Raw genomic sequence first — 18,004 nt, 5'->3', positions numbered from 1 at the left:
ATTCAATACTATCATACATGGCTTACTGTAAAGTTCTTGGAGTTGCAGTAACAAAAAGTATATCGGCATTTTCTCCTTTTTTTGCTAAACGATTTTTCTGCATCACTACAAATCGTTATTGTTTACCTATAACTGCAAGCCTAAAAATTTTAAATGTGATGTTAGCTTGAAATAGTGCGTGAGTGCTAAACACTATGTTTAAAATACTGCTTATAAGTTCATTCATGATAATTTTTCTTTTCTTGCGTGTAATCTTACCAGTGAGTAGAGTAACTTTTATATTATCAGTACAGAATAAAGCCTTTTTGATTCAATAATGGTATTGTGCTTCTGCAGATAATAGTAGTTGGTGCTTAGAGCTGATTGCATATTGTTTTCTACTAGATTAAGCATTGCAAAAAGTGCAATCACGGTCTTTCCACTACCAATATCACTTTGAAGTAAACTTACTTATCATATGGTGCTTAAGATTTTTATCTTCTGAAATTTCACCTATTATACTAACTTGATTATTTTTTAATTTAAAACGATAGTTATTCAAGACTTGTTTTTTATATATTTATTGGATACTGTAAATCCTCTGCTCGTTTTTTTTACATAGTTTTCTCTTGCAAGTTTTAGTGTTAGTCAATATGTAAAAATTATCATAAGTAAGCCTTTTCCTCGAAAATTCCTCTTCAGTTAATGAGCTTGGCTTATGCAACTTCATAATATTTTCTCTTCAACTTAGCAGTTTTTTAATTAACATGGCGTCTATCCATTCTGTCAAATTGGGCAGTTTTTTAACTAGAGCTTATCATATTTCCAATACTTCTATCGGTGATGCTCGACACAATTAGTAAACCGATTCTATGCTAGCTATTTTTTTAAAATAGGCTAATGTTAAGCAATACATAATCTGGATGAGCGATTTGCCAATGTTTGGCAAATTTTTCGAGTTTTCACTAATAATTATATTGGCTCCGTTTAGAAATAATTTATATCAATAATTAATTGAATAATTAAAAAAGATTATAAGTATGTATTGACTTTTACTTTCAATGACTATTTTATATGGGATTCTCTTTAAGAGTAAGGCGGGTGATGCTCACAAAGTCTTGCCATGAAAGTTGAAATTTTTCAACTTGAGCATCAAGTAATGGCTTTTTTCTATCTATATAACTGAACGGCCTATAAAACAGCAGGTTCATTACTTTATTTCCACCACAGGGTTTAGGCAGTATTGCAAAATGAAACTTAGATATATTCTCTAAATTGCCATTTTAGAGAAATCAGTACTTTTGGTTGTTTGCTGCGATTCATATATGTGTAAAACCTTTTTATCATTAATAGGAGGTCTTCTAAAGGTTCTATAGTTTGGTGATGAAGCTGTTACTATTTGTCGTTGTAGAGCTTGTATCAGTGTTAAGTATTTTTGTTGGCTTATTAAATATTTCATGTATTGTACTACTGCATTCCATATCAAGATATTGATAATAAATGATTTTATATAGGGAAAAAAAGAAAGTTCAGTAATCCGCTGAGAACTCGAACAAAAAAGTTTAATTTTAGTCTGTTAAGAGCAGATAAGGATAATAAATCAGTAAGCTCTGATGAGTAAGTTTATAAAAATTTTCAAAGGATAGATTTTGTTATTGACAACAAAAATATAAGTAAAAATTTGATCGAAAAATTATATACAGAGTATAATAGTTTACTCTCAAAGAGAGTAAGATGAAGACTACCGTTTTTTTTTGTAAAAGAAGTTTTTAAGAGAATGTTTAAATATGTTGAAACTCAAGTTCCAAGAGGGATTATCCCTTGGAGGGAAGGTTACTAGTTGTAATCAAACAAGGTATGTAAGTGCCTTGTATGTTAAAGGAGCGTATCTTCCTTATTTACCTATGNGTACAAGTTATTGTTCAGGTTTAATCATTAACAACGCATATTGGTTACAGTGATTCAGGCTATGCACAGTTACAGTTGAAGAGCTAGTTTCTACTAACGCTTTTACAAAGCTAAAATGAAAAATTATATAAGTAGTTGCGTAGCTTACTAAAATTCACTTAAATTTTAGGATGGGAAGGATACGTAATATATAAAAGATAGTAAGTTATCTCTTACTATTTTTGAAGGGGTAGGGTGTTAGCCAGTTGTCGATGGAATGCAACAAAAAGTAAAAGTTTGTTTTGATGTCATTTAAAGAGTTTTTAGAATTGATTAAGAGCATTTTTGGCTATATTAGTGATATAAAAGGATGATAAAGGAGAAAGATGTGTAGTTACAATGAAACAGGTAGCTTTGCTAGATTATTGAAAGTAAAAAGTATCTAAAAGAAGTTAAACTACAATCAATACATCGAGACTATTATACAGAATAAGTAGTAGCAAAAAAGACTGTATTAGATTAAAGGAAGAGTGAAAATTCTTCTATGCAGTTGATTACTTCAGAGTTTGGAAATTGATTTTTAAACCAAGTATACTGGCGCTTTGCGTAATGTCTTGTATTTGTTTGAGCAATTTGTATTGCTTCGTTTAGGGTAATTTTACCTTTTAAGTATTTTATAATTTCTGGAACTCCATGTGCTTTCATGGCTGGCAAATATAAGGCTAAGTTCATACCAAGTAGATTTTTTACTTCATCAATTGCTCCATTTTTAATCATTGTAATAAAGCGGGAATTTATTTTTCGATATACGTCCTCGCGTTTAGGTAAAATTGTATATATCTTAAAATTATTGATTAAAGGAGGTTGTCTATTTTCTTGCCATATAAAAATTGACTTGCCAGTTTCAGTAATAACTTCAAGTGCTCTTGAAAGGCGATGTGAGTCATTCATGAATATTTTACCTTGAACTTTTGGGTCTTTGTTTAACACTAATTTATAGAACTCCTCTTTACTTAAATTTTTTCTGAACTCACTTACATTTTTTTNNNTCACTTCCTGACTTATTTGTGGAATTGATGACAAGCCTTTAATCAAACTGCTGATATAAAACCCACTTCCTCCAGTAATGATTGGTACTTGTGAGTTTTCTAATACATTATTGATTTCCTTCTTCAAATCTTCTAGCCATAGACCCACGGAGTAGTTTTCTCTTGCCGAAACATATCCATACAATTTATAAGGTTTTTCTTGCTTCAATGGCTGAGCAGTAATTATGGGAATTTCCTTATATACCTTCTTTGAGTCACAGTTTATTATGCTAATATTCAAATATTTTTTCATTAGATTATTGCATAATTCTGATTTACCTGAAGCTGTAATTCCTGTAATGATTATGATACTATCTTTCATTTATATTAATTTAATTAATATATAATAGAGTGTAGCAAANATTTGGATTCTACAATCTAAAGTTTGGAGTCTTTTATGACAGAAGATAACGATAATAATTCATTTACTAAGCGTTTTTCAAGCAGGATTTATGGTTATGCAGGGGGAAGTTTTTCTAACAAGTATTCATCTCAAAATACAAAGGAACGTGCGTTAGGAGAAAGAGGGAAAATCTCTGAATTAGCAAGAAAAAAAACTGAACCTAAGGAAGCTTTTTCCAAAAGTGGCAGCATAAAAAGCAGAAGCAGAATTCTCAATGAGAGATCCTTTGTTGATGCAGCAAGAAGAAGTAGATCAGATCTTATATATCTAGTTCGTGGTAAAGATCGTGGAAGGTCAGCGTGGCACTATGTATTAGTTAGTAAAGATAAGAGAGAGATGTTTCTTGCAAAAAGCAGAACTGGTTCTATGGATGTTGCAGATTATGGAGAGATTTTGTATTCAGGATGGGGAGAAGATCCACCACAAGAAATAGTTGATAAAATTAATGAAGAGTTTGGACTATAATAAGTCTGTGATAGACTTAATATTAGCGTCTTGTGTAATTTAACCTTATAGACTAAGCAGAGAAAAAGTGATGGCGTTTTTTTTTACATTATGTGCCTTTAAATTGCTTTAGCATAAATGTTAAGAAGATTTACTAAATAGAGAAAAAAAGCAAAAAAACTATAGTAAATAGTTTTGTTTTATTCTTTAATTCTCTAAATTAAAGTTATGTGTTACCTCAAACACTTTGTAAGTATGTTTTTCACATTAAATAATTATATAGATAAAAGGGAGGCTGCCTTGTAAAAATATTGTAAAGGTATAGAGTGCAACATAACGCAAAAATTAAATATTGTAATACTCTTGTCGTTTAATTTGCACAGATCGATCTGTTTTAGGGGAAGGGGTTGACAAAATTTACTAAGTAGTTTCTTAGTTTATAACATGTACGATGTGGTATTGAGCATTGTAGGAATTTTATTTACAAAAGCTAGCTAGTTACTAAAAATTGATTATAAGTAGCTACTTAATTGCTTAAAGCCAGAAGACTTGGATTTAGTTTTATGAGATTACTTAGTTACTGGTCAGTGCATCTTCTATTAAAAACTGTACAAATTCGTTACCATTCCAGTAATTTACGGAGATTTTACCTAAAACAGCTTCAATATTACCCTGTGTGATGGCAGAACCAAGATGAGTATTTACAGAACGAAATGCGATAGCTCTGACTATAGCATCATTATCAGCAATGAAACATTTTATATGGTCAACTCCTACAACTTTAGGTTTTCTGATCTTTGCTCCTTGAATAATGAATCTTGGTTCAGGATTACCAATACCAAATGGTTCTAAACGTTGTAATTGATTCCACAGAGATAAGTTTATTGCTTTAACAGTCACTATACCATCGGCTTTTAAAGCTCTATTATTTGTGGAGTTTGTAAACTTCTTAGTAAAAAAGTGATGTAAGTCATTTATTTTATCTTCCTTAATTAAAAATCCTGCTGCCATACTGTGACCACCACCTTCAATAATTAAATTCATATACTTTGCGGAAAGGATTGCAGCACCAATATTGACTTCAGGAATTGACCTGCAGCTTGCTTTCCCTATTCCATTGCTTAAAGATATCACTATTGCCGGTAAGTGAAACTGCTCTTTTAGCTTCGATGCAATTATACCAATTATTCCTTGATGCCAATTACCACTTGCTATTATAAAGTTTTCACCTAAATGGATAGATTTTTCCACTTGTGTTATAGCTTCCGCAAAAGCCTTATTTTCCATTATCTTTCTCGCGTTATTTAAATTTATCAGTTTTGATGCAATGGAATGTGCTTCTTCTTCATTGTCTGTAGAGAGCAACCTTGTACCGAGAGATGCTTCTCCAATTCTTCCTCCAGCATTTATGCATGGCCCAATGTTAAAACTAAGCCGAGAAACACTTGGCTTTTCAAGAATTCCTAATGCATCAGACAAAACGCGTAAGCCAACGTTTTTTCTTGTCGACATAATTTTTAATCCTTGCGAGACGAATGCTCTATTAAGGCCAGTAATTTGCATGGCGTCGCAAACAGTACCAAGGGCAACTAGATCTAGCAGATCAAATAAATTTGGTTCTTTTCTGTTAGTAAAAAAACCCTGTTCACGTAAGCTCTTGTTAAGAGCAACAATTAGAAGAAATGATACTCCCACTGCTGCGAGGTTACTATAAGGAGATCTCTCATCAAGACGGTTTGGATTAACAACTGCCACAGCGCTTGGTAATTTTTCTGTGCTAAGGTGATGGTCAACAACTATAATATCAAGGCCAAAGTTTCTTGCATCTTTTATTGGTTGATATCCAAGCGTGCCACAATCAACGGAAATGCATAAGTTAATACCTTTCTTTTTAAGTTGTAATAAAGCATCTGAGTTTAATCCGTAGCCCTCATTAATACGATCTGGAATGTAAGTTATAGAGTGCATACCGATCATCCTTAGATACCTGTTAATCAATGCTGATGATGTTGCGCCATCGACATCGTAGTCACCGAATATTGCCACGCTTTCATTATCATTTATTGCCTGTATTATACGGCAAACAGCCTTGTCCATATCAAGAAGGTGAAATGGATCTGGTAGTAGCAATCTGATTAGTGGACATAAGAAGTTGCCTGCGTTTTCTACATTGACACCGCGAGTCACAAGTGTTCTCGCTAATATTTCTGGTAATTCAAACTTCTGAATTAGAGTTAAGACTTCCCTTTGATCTGCTTTTCGCAACTTCCATAGTGTGTTTGTTATGCTGCGCTTTTCGATATCAAATAGCATATTTTTGCAAATAAAACTACTTTACCAGAATTTTTGATTTGGCTCTACTATGAAGATGAATTAATTTATTTTAAAATTAATTGCTTGCTGTTTGTAAAAATATTTGTATTACTTGAGTAATATCAGTTGATGAAAATTAACTATGGAGCTTAATAAAGTTGCAGCATCGATTCTCTTTTCTGGGCTAATGATTATGATAGTCAGTAACATAGTTGATATGCTTTACAGTCCGGAGGAATACAAAATTGAACACCAAACAATAGTAGCTGCTGGTGATAGTGAATCTCAGCAAAAGATTGAACAAGTAGCGTTTGATATTCGAGCACTCATGCAGAATGCTAGCTTCGAGAAGGGTAAGTTAGCTGCAAAGAAGTGTATAGCTTGTCATAGTTTTGAAAAAGGTGGACTTAATAAGGTAGGGCCAAACTTGTGGAATGTAGTTGGAAATAAAAAAGCACACCTTGGTGATTCATTTAATTACTCAAAAGCAATGTTCGAAAAGGGTGGAAGGTGGGGATATGAGGAGCTGTTTGTTTTTTTAAAGAATCCGAAAGCCTATATAAAAGGTACGCGCATGGCATTTGCGGGTATTTCTAACCCACAAGAAATAGCTGACTTAGTAAGCTATTTACGGAGATTAAGTGATAACCCGATTGATTTACCAAAATAATATGGGTTACTGTAAATTATTTGATGAAGATGGTAAGTATATAGCATATCGAAAGTTAAAAGGGAGAAAAGCTTCTATAGCCTTTTTTGGTGGTTTTGCATCCAGTATGAATGGAACTAAAGCAACTGCTATTTACAAATTTTGCCAAGAAAACAATGTAGAGCTTGTACTATTTGATTATTTTGGTCATGGTTCTTCAAGTGGAAATTTTATTGATTATACAATAAGCGATTGGCAAAAAAATTGTGCTAGAGTTATTAATGAATTAACCAGTGGTAAACAGATAATTATAGGCTCAAGTATGGGAGTGTGGATGATGTTGCTCACTGTTCTTCAATTTCCAGAAAGGATTGCAGCGTTAATTGGTATATCATCTGCCCCTGATTTTACTGAAGATTTAATATTCAAGCAGTTATCAGATAAGCAAAAAGAAGAACTAGATTCTAAAAACGTAGTAGATTTTACTTCTGGGAGTTGTACATATAAAATAACTAAGAATTTAATAGAAGATGGTAGGAGGAACCTTCTTTTAAATAAAGAAAGAATAGACATAAATTCTCCTGTGCGTTTGTTGCATAGCATTAATGATAAAGATGTTCCTTATCAGACTTCATTAAGTTTAGCTAAAAAAATCAAATCACTTGATGTTGAAGTACATTTGACAAAGTCAGCAAAACATGATATGTCTGACGATCATTCATTAGAAATTTTATTTCAGACCATTAGAGAATTTTGTCCACTGTGTAGCTGATTAAGGTAGTCCATATTTGCCGGGTTTATTTAATTAGAGCTTTAATTTTATTAGTATAGTATTAGTGAAAACTTAATAATAAGTTTTGGTAATATATGGGATTAATATGTTTGCAATCTCGTATAGTAAAGAAAATGAAAAGAAGGGTATTGCTCGTAAAGTAGAGGGCAAAAGAGATAAAGCCAAGTTCAGAGGAACTTGAAAGTCCTTATGATATGCTGAATTTGCTTTTTGATATCGTAGAAGGAAAAATGAGCAAAGTTAGTTAAAGGTAATAATTGAAGAGTTAGTCAAAAGAATTTATTTGCTTTAAAAATAAACCTTAGTGTACATAGTAAAGGTTGATATGTTCTTCTTATGGATAATTTAGAAGAATAATGTTGAAGTTATAAAACTTTAACAAAGTATGATATGAATGTTAATGATGATTACAAACATAATTCGTACACTGCTATGCATTACTGTCGAATGTAGGCTATTAGAAATAGTGGAGTTGTTGATAAAAAGCAGAGCAAATGTTGATACAAAAATTTAAAAAAAGTGTTAAAAATTATTTAACACCAGTGCACCTTATAATTTTTAAAATATGCTAGAATTTATAGAATTGCTAGCTAAACGTGATGCAACAAAATTAATGTAAGGAGAAAAAAGCATTGAGTAACATACTTCTTTTCTTTTTGCTGTTTTATACAGAAATAAAGGTGTAATACGGACTTTGATTAATAATAGAGAGAATACTGGAAGGTATAGATAATGTTGGTAAATTCTATTTTTTGTCTGTTAGATAGTATGCTAAGGTAGAAAATGATAGTAAAATAGGGAGAGGGTTATCAAATATTGAATATACGAACTCAAAACAGGTGTAACAAAAAGAAATAGTAATAGTACAGTACTTTTTCTTTCTGTTGATGATTGTCCTAGAAAGGTTTAGTAGCTTTTTTTTTAAGCCAAGAGAAAAATGAAATAAAATTATCAGCCTCTAGCCTGAAATATCATTAAGGTAATATTAAAGGCTATTTTAACCTTATTTATCATTATTTCTTATATATTTTTAGCGCTGCCCTATATTCTTTTTACAACTTGCTAAGTTGGATGCTCATTGAAAAAATGCACTTTCTGTTCAAGATTTTAATAGATGTTCTTTCTTTTATTGTACAAACCATTCACGATCTAAATATAGTTTTAGTATAAATTAAAGTATTGATAAACCCATAGATAATATAAAGGGCATCTAAGTTAAAAGGTATTCTATGCGCAGTAAGTGAATTGGAGGAAATACGACTGACACTTAATGAATTTAAAAAGGATTAAAAATCTCAAGCACATAAGTGTTTGAGGTTTATAAATAGGACAGGAGATAATTTTGGAGGTAGTCATAGTAAATTAACGCTAAAGCAAGCAGTCATTTTATGTTGGAAACCTTGCAATAATAAAAGTAAAGGGATGGAAGACTAAACAGTTCCTTTAAGGAATGGGAAATATAAGAAATGAAGAGGATATGCTTGTCAAAGGTCTTATATAATAGGTATATCCACAACTTGTGGTAATTAAAGTCGATGTCATACAGGTGGAACATCAGATAAACTGTTTTAATCTTTGTTTGGTTTATGTTCATCAGTAATTATTAAGTTAGATCAGCGGAAGACTAGTAGAATTGTAAAAGAAGTGGTGCGCGAGATTTTTTTAAATGGCTGAGAAAAACCTCGGTAACTTTTTTAAAGAAGATTAAGAAAAGATTTGTAATAGATTGCTAAAATTATTGTCTGAAACAGTAATGTTGTACTGTGACTGTACATAAGACCATTAGTAGGAAAAAGAGTCAACAGTTCAAAATAGGTTAAGTAACGAGTAAAAAAGGAAGAGAAATTGAAAGAGTATATGAGTAGTTTATTCTACATAAGCTTTGCAAGCTTAAATGAAAAGGGTAAGCTAAACTATATTTTAGCTATTTATCTTAAAATATAAAGCAGGGTTTTGATAATCATTTCAATTTAGACCTGTATGTTGGGATGGTATGTAAATTTCTTTGTACAGGTAATTTAGTATGCTTTATTTATGTATTACGGCTGAAAGTTTTTCTTCCAGTTTAAAAATGTTGCTAATTAGTACGTGCAAATATAATATTAGTTAATATTTATAAATAAATCAATTCCATGGAAAATAACTACAACGCTGATGCAATAAAAGTCTTAAGAGGTCTTGATGCTGTAAGAAGGCGTCCAGGTATGTACATTGGTGACACTGATGATGGATCTGGTCTGCATCATATGGTGTATGAAGTTGTTGACAATGCGATAGACGAGTCTTTAGCTGGGTATTGTAATGAAATTGAAATTAGCATAAATGAGGATGGTTCAGTATCTGTGATTGACAATGGTCGTGGCATTCCAACTGGTATTCATGAGGAAGAAGGAATGTCAGCAGCGGAGGTAATAATGACTCAGTTGCATGCAGGTGGTAAGTTTGATAACAATAGTTACAAAGTTTCCGGCGGATTACATGGTGTTGGGATTTCGGTTGTAAATGCATTATCAAGCTGGCTAGAATTAACCATCTGGCGCAACAAGAAAGAGTATTTTATACGTTTTGAAAATGGTAAGTCCATTGAACCCTTAAAGGTGATGAATGAAAACGTAAACAAAAGAGGAACAAAAGTAACATTTATGCCATCAATAGAAACTTTTAGTAACATTAATTTTAGTTACTTCACTCTTGAAGGTCGTATCAGAGAACTAGCGTTTTTAAATTCGAATATTAACATCACTTTGCGTGACCTACGTAGCAGACCATGTATGGAATCTTACTTTAATGGTAGTAGGCAATCTGAAAGTAATTTTGGCACAGCAAATTTTATACGATATTTAGATAAAAATAAGATACATGTTACTAAGATTGTTAGTATAAGAGGTGATGCAAAAGATCTTGGTATCAGTATAGAAGTTTCGATGGAGTGGAATGACTCCTACTACGAGAATATGCTGTGCTTTACAAACAATATAAAACAACGGGGTGGTGGTACACATTTGGCAGGGTTTAGGTCTGCATTAACTAGGTGTATTAATAATTATGCAATTAATGAGGGTTTTTTAAAAAAAGCGAAAGTAAATTTGACTGGAGAAGATATTAGAGAGGGATTAACTTGTGTTTTATCTCTCAAAATGCCTGAACCTAAATTTTCTTCACAAACAAAAGACAAATTGGTTAGTTCTGAAGCGCGTACAGTTGTAGAAAACATAGTTTTTGATAAATTAAGTTCAATGCTTGAAACTGATCCAAAATTAGCAACAAGTATAGTAGAAAGAGTTATCAGATCGGCCAAAGGAAGAGAAGCTGCAAGAAAAGCACGAGAGTTAGTTAAAAATAAAAATAATATTGATATTGTAACTCTGCCTGGAAAGCTTGCTGATTGTCAGGAAAAAGTTCCTGAATTATCAGAGTTATTTATAGTAGAAGGTAATTCTGCAGGTGGCTCTGCAAAGCAGGGTCGTAACCGAAAAACACAAGCAGTACTTGCCTTAAAAGGAAAGATTTTAAATGTAGAACGTGTGGGACTTGGTCGTGTTTTTTCATCTGCAGAAATTGGTTCCTTAGTTACGGCAATTGGTGCAGGAATAGGAAATGAGCATTTTGATATTAAGAAAATTAGGTACCATAAAATTATTATTATGACAGATGCGGATGTTGATGGTTCACATATTAGAACTCTGCTCTTGACATTTTTCTTTCGATATATGCGTGAAATAATTGAAAGAGGCTATTTATATATAGCACAGCCTCCTCTTTATAAAGTTACAAAAAATGCTAAAGATACTTATATCAAAGATGATAAAACCTTTGAAGAGTATATAGTAAACTCAGCAGTTAAAAAATTAACATTAAATGGTATAAACAGGGATTTACGCTTTATTTTGAATAAATGCCTTAGTATTTCAAATATTAGTAAAAATTATGACAGAGAAATACCACAAAATCTATTAGAGTCGCTACTAATTTTAAGTAAGAAAAATGCTTTATTATCTACTAATGAGATTTTAAAATACTTAAAGTTGATCTATAGCAAATATACTTGGGAAGTAGAAGTAAAAGGTGAAGAAGTTTATGTCTCTAAATTATTTCAAGGATTAGCAGATAAGTATGTATTTCCACTTAGCATACTTGAAAGTAAAGAAATACTTAGTATACTTAGTTATCTTGATGATATAATTGACTTATTTAATGGTGATTCATTTTTAAAATCACAAGAAACTGAAATAAAGGTTAAATCTCCAAGTGCACTTGCAAAAATAATGATGGACTATGGTAAAAAAGGTTTAACTCTGCAGAGATTTAAAGGTCTTGGTGAGATGAATGCTGATCAGCTTTGGGAAACTACGCTCAATCCGGAAACTAGGACTTTACTGAAAGTTGAAATAAAAAATTGTGAAGAGGCAGATAACATATTCTCAGTGCTAATGGGTGACATGGTTGAACCACGCCGTGATTTTATCAATAATAATGCACTTAATGTGCATGATATTGATATTTAACTTTCTTTTCCTTTTAAGGAACCTATGCAAATTACATTTAAAACCCATTTAGCTAGGGAATTGTTTACTATGCTATTACTGAAAATCAATGCTTATAATAGAAAAACAATAAAATTCATTGATTATGATGAGAATTTGAGCATTAGTAGTATTTTTTATAAATCTTTAAGTTGATTTATAACTAGTAGCATAATACTAAATGTCGATTTAAAGACTGACAGCCTAGAAACTAAGAGGATATTGAATAGTGGTAATATGAAAGAAGAAGATATTTTGTCAAAGAAGTGTAACTTTTTGTGAGTTTGAAGTGTTTCTTGTAAGTTACAGATAGGGATTTTGGCCAGAAAAAGATGAATTTGTATTCGGAACTGGCAAAGTAGTATTAAACAGAGGGACTTATTGTTGAAGTTGGTTAAATTCTTTAATTCAATGCTACACGCAGAATTTGAAGTTGTAGTGGAAAGGTATAAGGATAAAGTAATTGCATTATTCACCGCACATCCATATCCAGATTTTGCCAGAGATGAATAATATTTAATACTCGCAAATTGCGATAAAATATTTCCAATACGCGAAAGTAAGTTTAACAAAATTGTAAATTTTTGTTGTGAACCTTATATACCTAGTTTTTATAACTGAACTTGCTTAACGGCATTACTTTTAATATTATATGGTATGTGGAAAGGTGGCTGAGTGGTCTAAAGCACACGCTTGGAAAGCGTGCACATATAAAGATATGTCCGGGGGTTCGAATCCCCCCTTTTCCGTATCACATGCAAGAAAATGGAAGGAAAAACATGAAAAACATAATGCTAATTGGTGGTGGAGTCGGAAATGCAGTGTTATTCCCAATAGGGAAGGCATACCTTAAAAATAATAATAAGGTTCTGTACTTTGCTGGCTATAAAAGATTAAATGATCTATTTAAACAAGCACTGATAGAATATGCGTCGAATACGGTAGTTTGGGCATGTGAAGAGGGGTGGATAGAGACAAGCAGAAGTCAAGACAAATCTTTTCACGGTAATATAGTTAATGCGATAATCTCTTATCAACAGGGAATATTAGGTGACACTACGATTGATTTAGGTGCTATAGATAAAATTATTACTATCGGCTCTGATAAAATGATGAAAGCTGTAAATGAAGCTAGGAAAACAGTTTTAAAGCCATATCTGAAATCTGACCACGTGGCAGTATCGTCAATTAATTCTCCTATGCAGTGTATGATGAAAGGAATTTGCGCTCAATGTATGCAACGGCATATAAACCCGAAAACAGGAGAAGAGAGTTTTGTTTATAGTTGCATTAATCAAGACCAGAATATGGATTTTGTTGATTTTGATTTTTTAAGTGAGCGTTTGAAGCAAAACAGTTTGCAAGAAAAGCTCACTGCAAAGTGGATAGATTATGCTCAAAGATATTAAACAACGGAAAAAGGAGGTAAGGAAGCAATATAGGGCTATAAGAAAAAACACTGATGAGAGTTATTCTAGTTATGTAGCAAATTTTCTTATTAATCTATTTGATCAAAACTTAAGTTACGTTAAAGGCAGAACAATTGCGGCTTATATTCCAATTGATCAAGAAATAAATGTTGTGCCCTTGATGCATAATTTGCTTAATTTAGGTTATAAAGTAGCAATTCCTGATGGAAATAAGCCACCAAGATTTAAGGAGTGGAATAAAATAGACAAAAACAACATAGTTCCTGACATAATAATTACTCCTGTTATTGCTTTTGATGAGTATCTTAATAGGCTGGGTTTTGGTGGTGGTTGGTATGATGCTGTAATAAAAGAATTGCGACCATTTGGAAAAATATTTATAGGTGTAGCTTATGAAAAACAATATTATAAAAGTTTGCCAGTAGAAAAACACGATCAAAAACTGGATATTATGATCACTGAAGCACGTATCAGGTGTAGGTATCAAAATACTTGTAATTCTCTAGTTAACTTTCCTGAAATTTCAAAATGTCGGTTGCATAATGAACTTGATTTCTCTTTCTCTAATAAGTTTGGGAGGTAATATCTAAATCTTCAAGTTTGTGATTGCTCTTTGGGCTGGTGTAAATGCAATATCTAAGTTTTCAACTATTTTCTTTATAGTAATAGTATAAAGTAAGGATTTACAGATAGATATCCTATTATTATGTTTATAACTTCTTTGATTTTAGGACTTTGTCAATCTATAATTAAATTATTAATTTATCATACTTTTGATGATGCGTTGGATGATTGTGGTGTTATATTATTAAGGAATGAGGGAACTAATCATGACATATACTTCTGATGCTTATATATTGTAAACTTGCTTATAGTATTTGCTTTTTGTGATATTAGAAGAATGCGCTTAGTTATAATAATGGCGTTAATAATAACTTTCTTTATAATAAGGAGTAATATTATAAGTAGACGTTGTACGTCGTTGCTATTCGAGAGGATGTAAATTATCTCAAATCAATAATAGCATAAAGCTGTGTGTATAAGTGTGGTAATATTCTTTTATGTAAAAACTTTTTAAGGGAGTTTTGGCAACTCATCAGTTTGTCTAGTGTTGGTAGCACATACTGTGCTGTGATTATGTACAGCCTGAGGGCTCCTAATCTAACTTTGCACTCAGCAAAATTTTCTGGAGTTATTTTAAGAGTTTTTTACACCTTGCATAAGTTTTTTTCGTGGATTTTTTTAATTGACTAAAACAACAGTGAGAGAAATTATAAATATTTTTAGCCCATAATTAAATGCTGAGACATATAATTATATGTTAAGCATTCCTTCTTGGGCCAAAATTTTACTAAGAGAGAGTTCCTTAAATTTTTCGATGTTTTGCTTTAAAAAGCTCTTCACGTGCTACAAAAGGCTGCATCAGAGGATGAGGATTAAAACAATTTACTTCTTTTTAGAGAAGAACATACCAAAAATGTGATCTGCTTTGGAAAGACTATTGATTAAATTGTTGCCCCATTTTAATTTCGGTAACAAGGAATTGTATATGAATATTTGATGATCATCGAATGCTCTAACAACTATTCCTGGAAGTGATCCTTTAATATCAATTTATTCAACTTAGCGTATTACTTTCATAGCGTACATTATTTTCAAAAAAGTTAGAAATAAGAATAAGAGAGGCCTTTCTATTTTTTCTCAGTTGCTAACATAACCTAATGTAATAATAAATGGCAATTTAGGCTTTTCAAAGATTTTAAATTTCATATAATTTTAGTGTAGTTTGTAAAAAGGGAGGCTACAAGAAATCCGTTATATGTTTCTAAAAAGCTTGTTTTTGTGTGTGTAGAGGTTTCTATCTAAGTTCTATGTTATTTATATATAACGATAAATCTGAAGTTATTGCTAATATAGCGTATTAAAAATACTATGAGTTTCATAAAAGAAAAAAACACTCCTGTGATGGAACAATATTTGAACTTGAAGGCTCGGTATAGAGATCATTTGTTGTTTTATAGGCTAGGAGATTTTTATGAATTGTTTTTTGATGATGCTATCAAAGCTGCAAAGCTACTAAATATAGTACTTACTAAAAGAGGTAATTTGTGTGGACAGGATATACCAATGTGTGGAGTCCCGGCACATAATAGTGAATCTTACCTGCATAAACTAATAGATTTAGGATTTAAAGTAGCAATCTGTGACCAGTTAGAGACTGCTAATGAAGCAAAAAGAAGGGGCCATAAATCTATAGTAAAACGTGACGTAGTCAGAATTGTCACTCCAGGTACAATTATCGAAGATTCATTATTGGAAGATAAAAGCAATAGTTACCTTGCGTCTATAGTTGAACAAAATGGAGAGTATGCTATTGGTTGGCTTGAATTATCAACAGGAAAGTTTTTTTACACTATAACGAATTTGAAAGCTTTAGATAATGACTTGCTACGTGTATCACCAAAGGAATTATTAATTTCTGAAAAGCTCATTGAAGATAAGAAAATCAGGTCAATTTTAAAAAGCTATAAAATATCAATTGCACAACATGCTCAGAGTTTTTTTGAGTATAACAAATCCTATAGAACGTTGTGCGAATTTTATAAGATTAGAGAACTTGGGGTCATAGGAAATTTTAGCAAAGTGGAAGTTATAGCCTGCGGTGTGCTGCTTGAATATGTGAGAGTAACTCAAAAAGGTTGTATTCCAAGGCTTGAACTGCCAAAACCATACAAGCAACAAAGTTTTATGCTCATCGATGCTTCAGCAAGGAGAAATCTTGAATTATTTTCAACTCAGTTTGGTGAAAGAAAAGGTTCACTAATTTCAGTTATTGATCACACAGTTACAGCTTCTGGTGGACGTTTGCTCAAACAAATGCTTGCATCACCACTTGCTTGCTCTAAAGCGGTTAATTTAAGTCTTAGTACTGTTGAGTTTTTTGTAAATCACCACGAGTTACGTAAAAAGGTGCGAGAAATACTTTCTAGTATTCCAGATATTGAGAGGTCGTTGTCGCGTTTGGTGATAGGGCGTGGTTCACCAAAAGATATTAATTTATTGAAAGTGGGTCTTGGAAAAACGTTAGAGTTATCTGAGTTCTTATGTAAAATTGAATCCGGCAAGAATGAGTTTCTCTTACAACGATATATTATCCCAGTGTCAAACGCTGAGGTTAAGACACAGATCTCAGCATCAAACTCTAGGATGACAGTAAAACCAGGTGAAGATGAACTGAGTGCAATACATAAAAGCCTCGGCAATCATAAAGAATTATTTGAGCTTTTAAACGATGCTGTGCTTGATAATGACTTAAATTCAATAAAAGAAGGTGGGTTTATTAATCCACAGTATAATCAAGAATTATCAGAGTTATCCTATGTGCTAAATAATGTCAATAAACTGATAACTAAGCTCCGTAAATCTTATTGCGATCTGACTGGTATTGCCTCACTAAAGATAGTGCACAATAATATACTTGGTTATTATGTTGAAGTGTCGACGAGTCATAAGTTAACTTCGAATATATTTATTCATAGGCAGAGTTTAGCGAATAGCATACGCTATACTACTAGTGAATTGAAGGAATTAGAAAATAAAATTTTTGCAGCGCGTGACGCTATAATTAACTTGGAAATAAAAATTTTTGGTGAACTATGCAGTAAAATCGCTAAAGAATCTGAGAAGATTGCTCTTGCTGCAAATGCTTTAGCGAAACTGGATGTTAGGACTTCATTTGCAGAGATCGCAGTACAAAATAATTACGTAAAACCTATTATTGACGATAGTAAAGAATTCAGCATCTATAATGGAAGACATCCAGTAGTTGAAATTGATGGTAAGTTTATTGCAAATAGTATCAATTTGGTTGGTATGCATCTAATCACTGGTCCAAATATGTCTGGGAAAAGTACTTTCTTGAGGCAAAATGCTCTCATTGCAATTCTAGCTCATATGGGTTCATTTGTACCAGCAGATAGTGCGCACATTGGAGTAGTTGACAAGATATTCAGCAGAGTTGGTGCGACAGATAATGTAACGGCTGGCTATTCCACCTTTATGGTAGAGATGCTTGAAACAGCGACTATAGTCAATCAGGCAACAGAACGTTCCTTAGTGATACTTGATGAAATTGGCAGAGGTACAGGAGTATATGATGGATTATCTATCGCTCAGGCGGTGATTGAACATATTCATGATGTAAATAAGTGCCGCGCTATTTTTGCAACTCATTATCATGAACTAACTAAAGTAGGTAAATATTTAAAAAATATAAAATGTTTCTGTGTAAAAGTAAAAGAATGGAACGGAAAAGTCGTCTTTTTACATGAAGTAGTTGAGGGTATTGCAGATGAGTCATATGGAATATATGTAGCAAGACTTGCTGGTTTTCCTGATTCTGTGCTGGACAGAGCAAGTGCAGTATTTAAGGAGCTAAATGCCTGAGAAGTTTATTGATTATGCTATTGTTAAGTTTCTAGTGTAAGTTTTTCTA

The 18,004-nt window shown here is 32.2% G+C and carries 11 protein-coding genes and 1 tRNA gene; 10 read left to right on the top strand and 2 right to left on the bottom strand.

Features of this window, described 5'->3' with window-relative positions:
* Positions 1–2,385: 2,385 nt before the first annotated feature.
* Positions 2,386–3,276 carry a tRNA (adenosine(37)-N6)-dimethylallyltransferase MiaA gene (miaA, locus tag HSX44_RS02855; RefSeq protein WP_275602220.1) on the bottom strand — a complete coding sequence of 297 codons (891 nt, stop codon included), beginning with the start codon at positions 3,274–3,276 and terminating at the stop codon, positions 2,386–2,388.
* A 75-nt stretch (positions 3,277–3,351) separates the two neighbouring features.
* On the opposite strand from miaA, the gene HSX44_RS02850 reads away from it, so the two are divergent.
* Positions 3,352–3,822, top strand: coding sequence for a hypothetical protein (locus tag HSX44_RS02850; RefSeq protein WP_275602219.1), 471 nt, complete (start codon positions 3,352–3,354; stop codon positions 3,820–3,822).
* A gap of 552 nt (positions 3,823–4,374) precedes the next feature.
* Here the strand turns inward: HSX44_RS02850 and recJ are convergent.
* Positions 4,375–6,114: a single-stranded-DNA-specific exonuclease RecJ gene (gene recJ, locus HSX44_RS02845; protein ID WP_275602218.1), complete on the bottom strand. Its 1,740-nt coding sequence runs from the start codon at positions 6,112–6,114 to the stop codon at positions 4,375–4,377.
* Between the two features lie 142 nt (positions 6,115–6,256).
* On the opposite strand from recJ, the gene HSX44_RS02840 reads away from it, so the two are divergent.
* From HSX44_RS02840 to mutS, 9 genes are all read left to right on the top strand, one after another.
* Positions 6,257–6,784, top strand: a complete 528-nt coding sequence (locus tag HSX44_RS02840) for a c-type cytochrome (RefSeq protein WP_275602217.1) — start codon at positions 6,257–6,259, stop codon at positions 6,782–6,784.
* 1 nt (position 6,785) lies between these two features.
* Entirely contained in the window at positions 6,786–7,535 is a 750-nt protein-coding gene (locus HSX44_RS02835) for an alpha/beta hydrolase (RefSeq protein WP_275602426.1), read from the top strand.
* 2,153 nt (positions 7,536–9,688) lie between these two features.
* On the top strand, positions 9,689–12,061 hold the full coding sequence (gene gyrB / locus HSX44_RS02830; RefSeq protein ID WP_275602216.1) for a DNA topoisomerase (ATP-hydrolyzing) subunit B: 2,373 nt from the start codon (positions 9,689–9,691) through the stop codon (positions 12,059–12,061).
* A 399-nt stretch (positions 12,062–12,460) separates the two neighbouring features.
* Entirely contained in the window at positions 12,461–12,592 is a 132-nt protein-coding gene (locus HSX44_RS02825; RefSeq protein ID WP_275602215.1) for a hypothetical protein, read from the top strand.
* Positions 12,593–12,598: 6 nt separating this feature from the next.
* Positions 12,599–12,700 carry a hypothetical protein gene (locus tag HSX44_RS04005; protein WP_410543457.1) on the top strand — a complete coding sequence of 34 codons (102 nt, stop codon included), beginning with the start codon at positions 12,599–12,601 and terminating at the stop codon, positions 12,698–12,700.
* Positions 12,701–12,740: 40 nt separating this feature from the next.
* Positions 12,741–12,828 (top strand) — tRNA-Ser (locus tag HSX44_RS02820).
* A 30-nt stretch (positions 12,829–12,858) separates the two neighbouring features.
* Positions 12,859–13,488, top strand: coding sequence for a ferredoxin reductase domain-containing protein (locus HSX44_RS02815; RefSeq protein WP_275602214.1), 630 nt, complete (start codon positions 12,859–12,861; stop codon positions 13,486–13,488).
* Positions 13,472–14,092: a 5-formyltetrahydrofolate cyclo-ligase gene (locus tag HSX44_RS02810; RefSeq protein WP_275602213.1), complete on the top strand. Its 621-nt coding sequence runs from the start codon at positions 13,472–13,474 to the stop codon at positions 14,090–14,092. Before HSX44_RS02815 ends, HSX44_RS02810 begins: the two co-directional genes overlap by 17 nt.
* Positions 14,093–15,441: 1,349 nt before the next feature.
* Complete coding sequence (mutS, locus tag HSX44_RS02805) at positions 15,442–17,955, top strand: DNA mismatch repair protein MutS (RefSeq protein WP_275602212.1); 2,514 nt, start codon at positions 15,442–15,444, stop codon at positions 17,953–17,955.
* Positions 17,956–18,004 lie beyond the last annotated feature (49 nt).

The sequence above is a fragment of the Wolbachia endosymbiont of Onchocerca gibsoni genome (genome assembly GCF_029169405.1).
Taxonomy (GTDB): Bacteria; Pseudomonadota; Alphaproteobacteria; order Rickettsiales; family Anaplasmataceae; genus Wolbachia.
Note: the sequence above shows the minus strand (reverse complement) of the source record. Positions and strands in the feature narration are given on the sequence as shown.

Coding starts and splice junctions, on each gene's coding strand:
- HSX44_RS02840 (WP_275602217.1), top strand. CDS start 6,257: ATGGAGCTTAATAAAGTTGCAGCATCGATTCTCTTTTCTGGGCTAATG.
- mutS (WP_275602212.1), top strand. CDS start 15,442: ATGAGTTTCATAAAAGAAAAAAACACTCCTGTGATGGAACAATATTTG.
- HSX44_RS02815 (WP_275602214.1), top strand. CDS start 12,859: ATGAAAAACATAATGCTAATTGGTGGTGGAGTCGGAAATGCAGTGTTA.
- gyrB (WP_275602216.1), top strand. CDS start 9,689: ATGGAAAATAACTACAACGCTGATGCAATAAAAGTCTTAAGAGGTCTT.
- recJ (WP_275602218.1), bottom strand. CDS start 6,114: ATGCTATTTGATATCGAAAAGCGCAGCATAACAAACACACTATGGAAG.
- HSX44_RS02810 (WP_275602213.1), top strand. CDS start 13,472: ATGCTCAAAGATATTAAACAACGGAAAAAGGAGGTAAGGAAGCAATAT.
- HSX44_RS02850 (WP_275602219.1), top strand. CDS start 3,352: ATGACAGAAGATAACGATAATAATTCATTTACTAAGCGTTTTTCAAGC.
- HSX44_RS02835 (WP_275602426.1), top strand. CDS start 6,786: ATGGGTTACTGTAAATTATTTGATGAAGATGGTAAGTATATAGCATAT.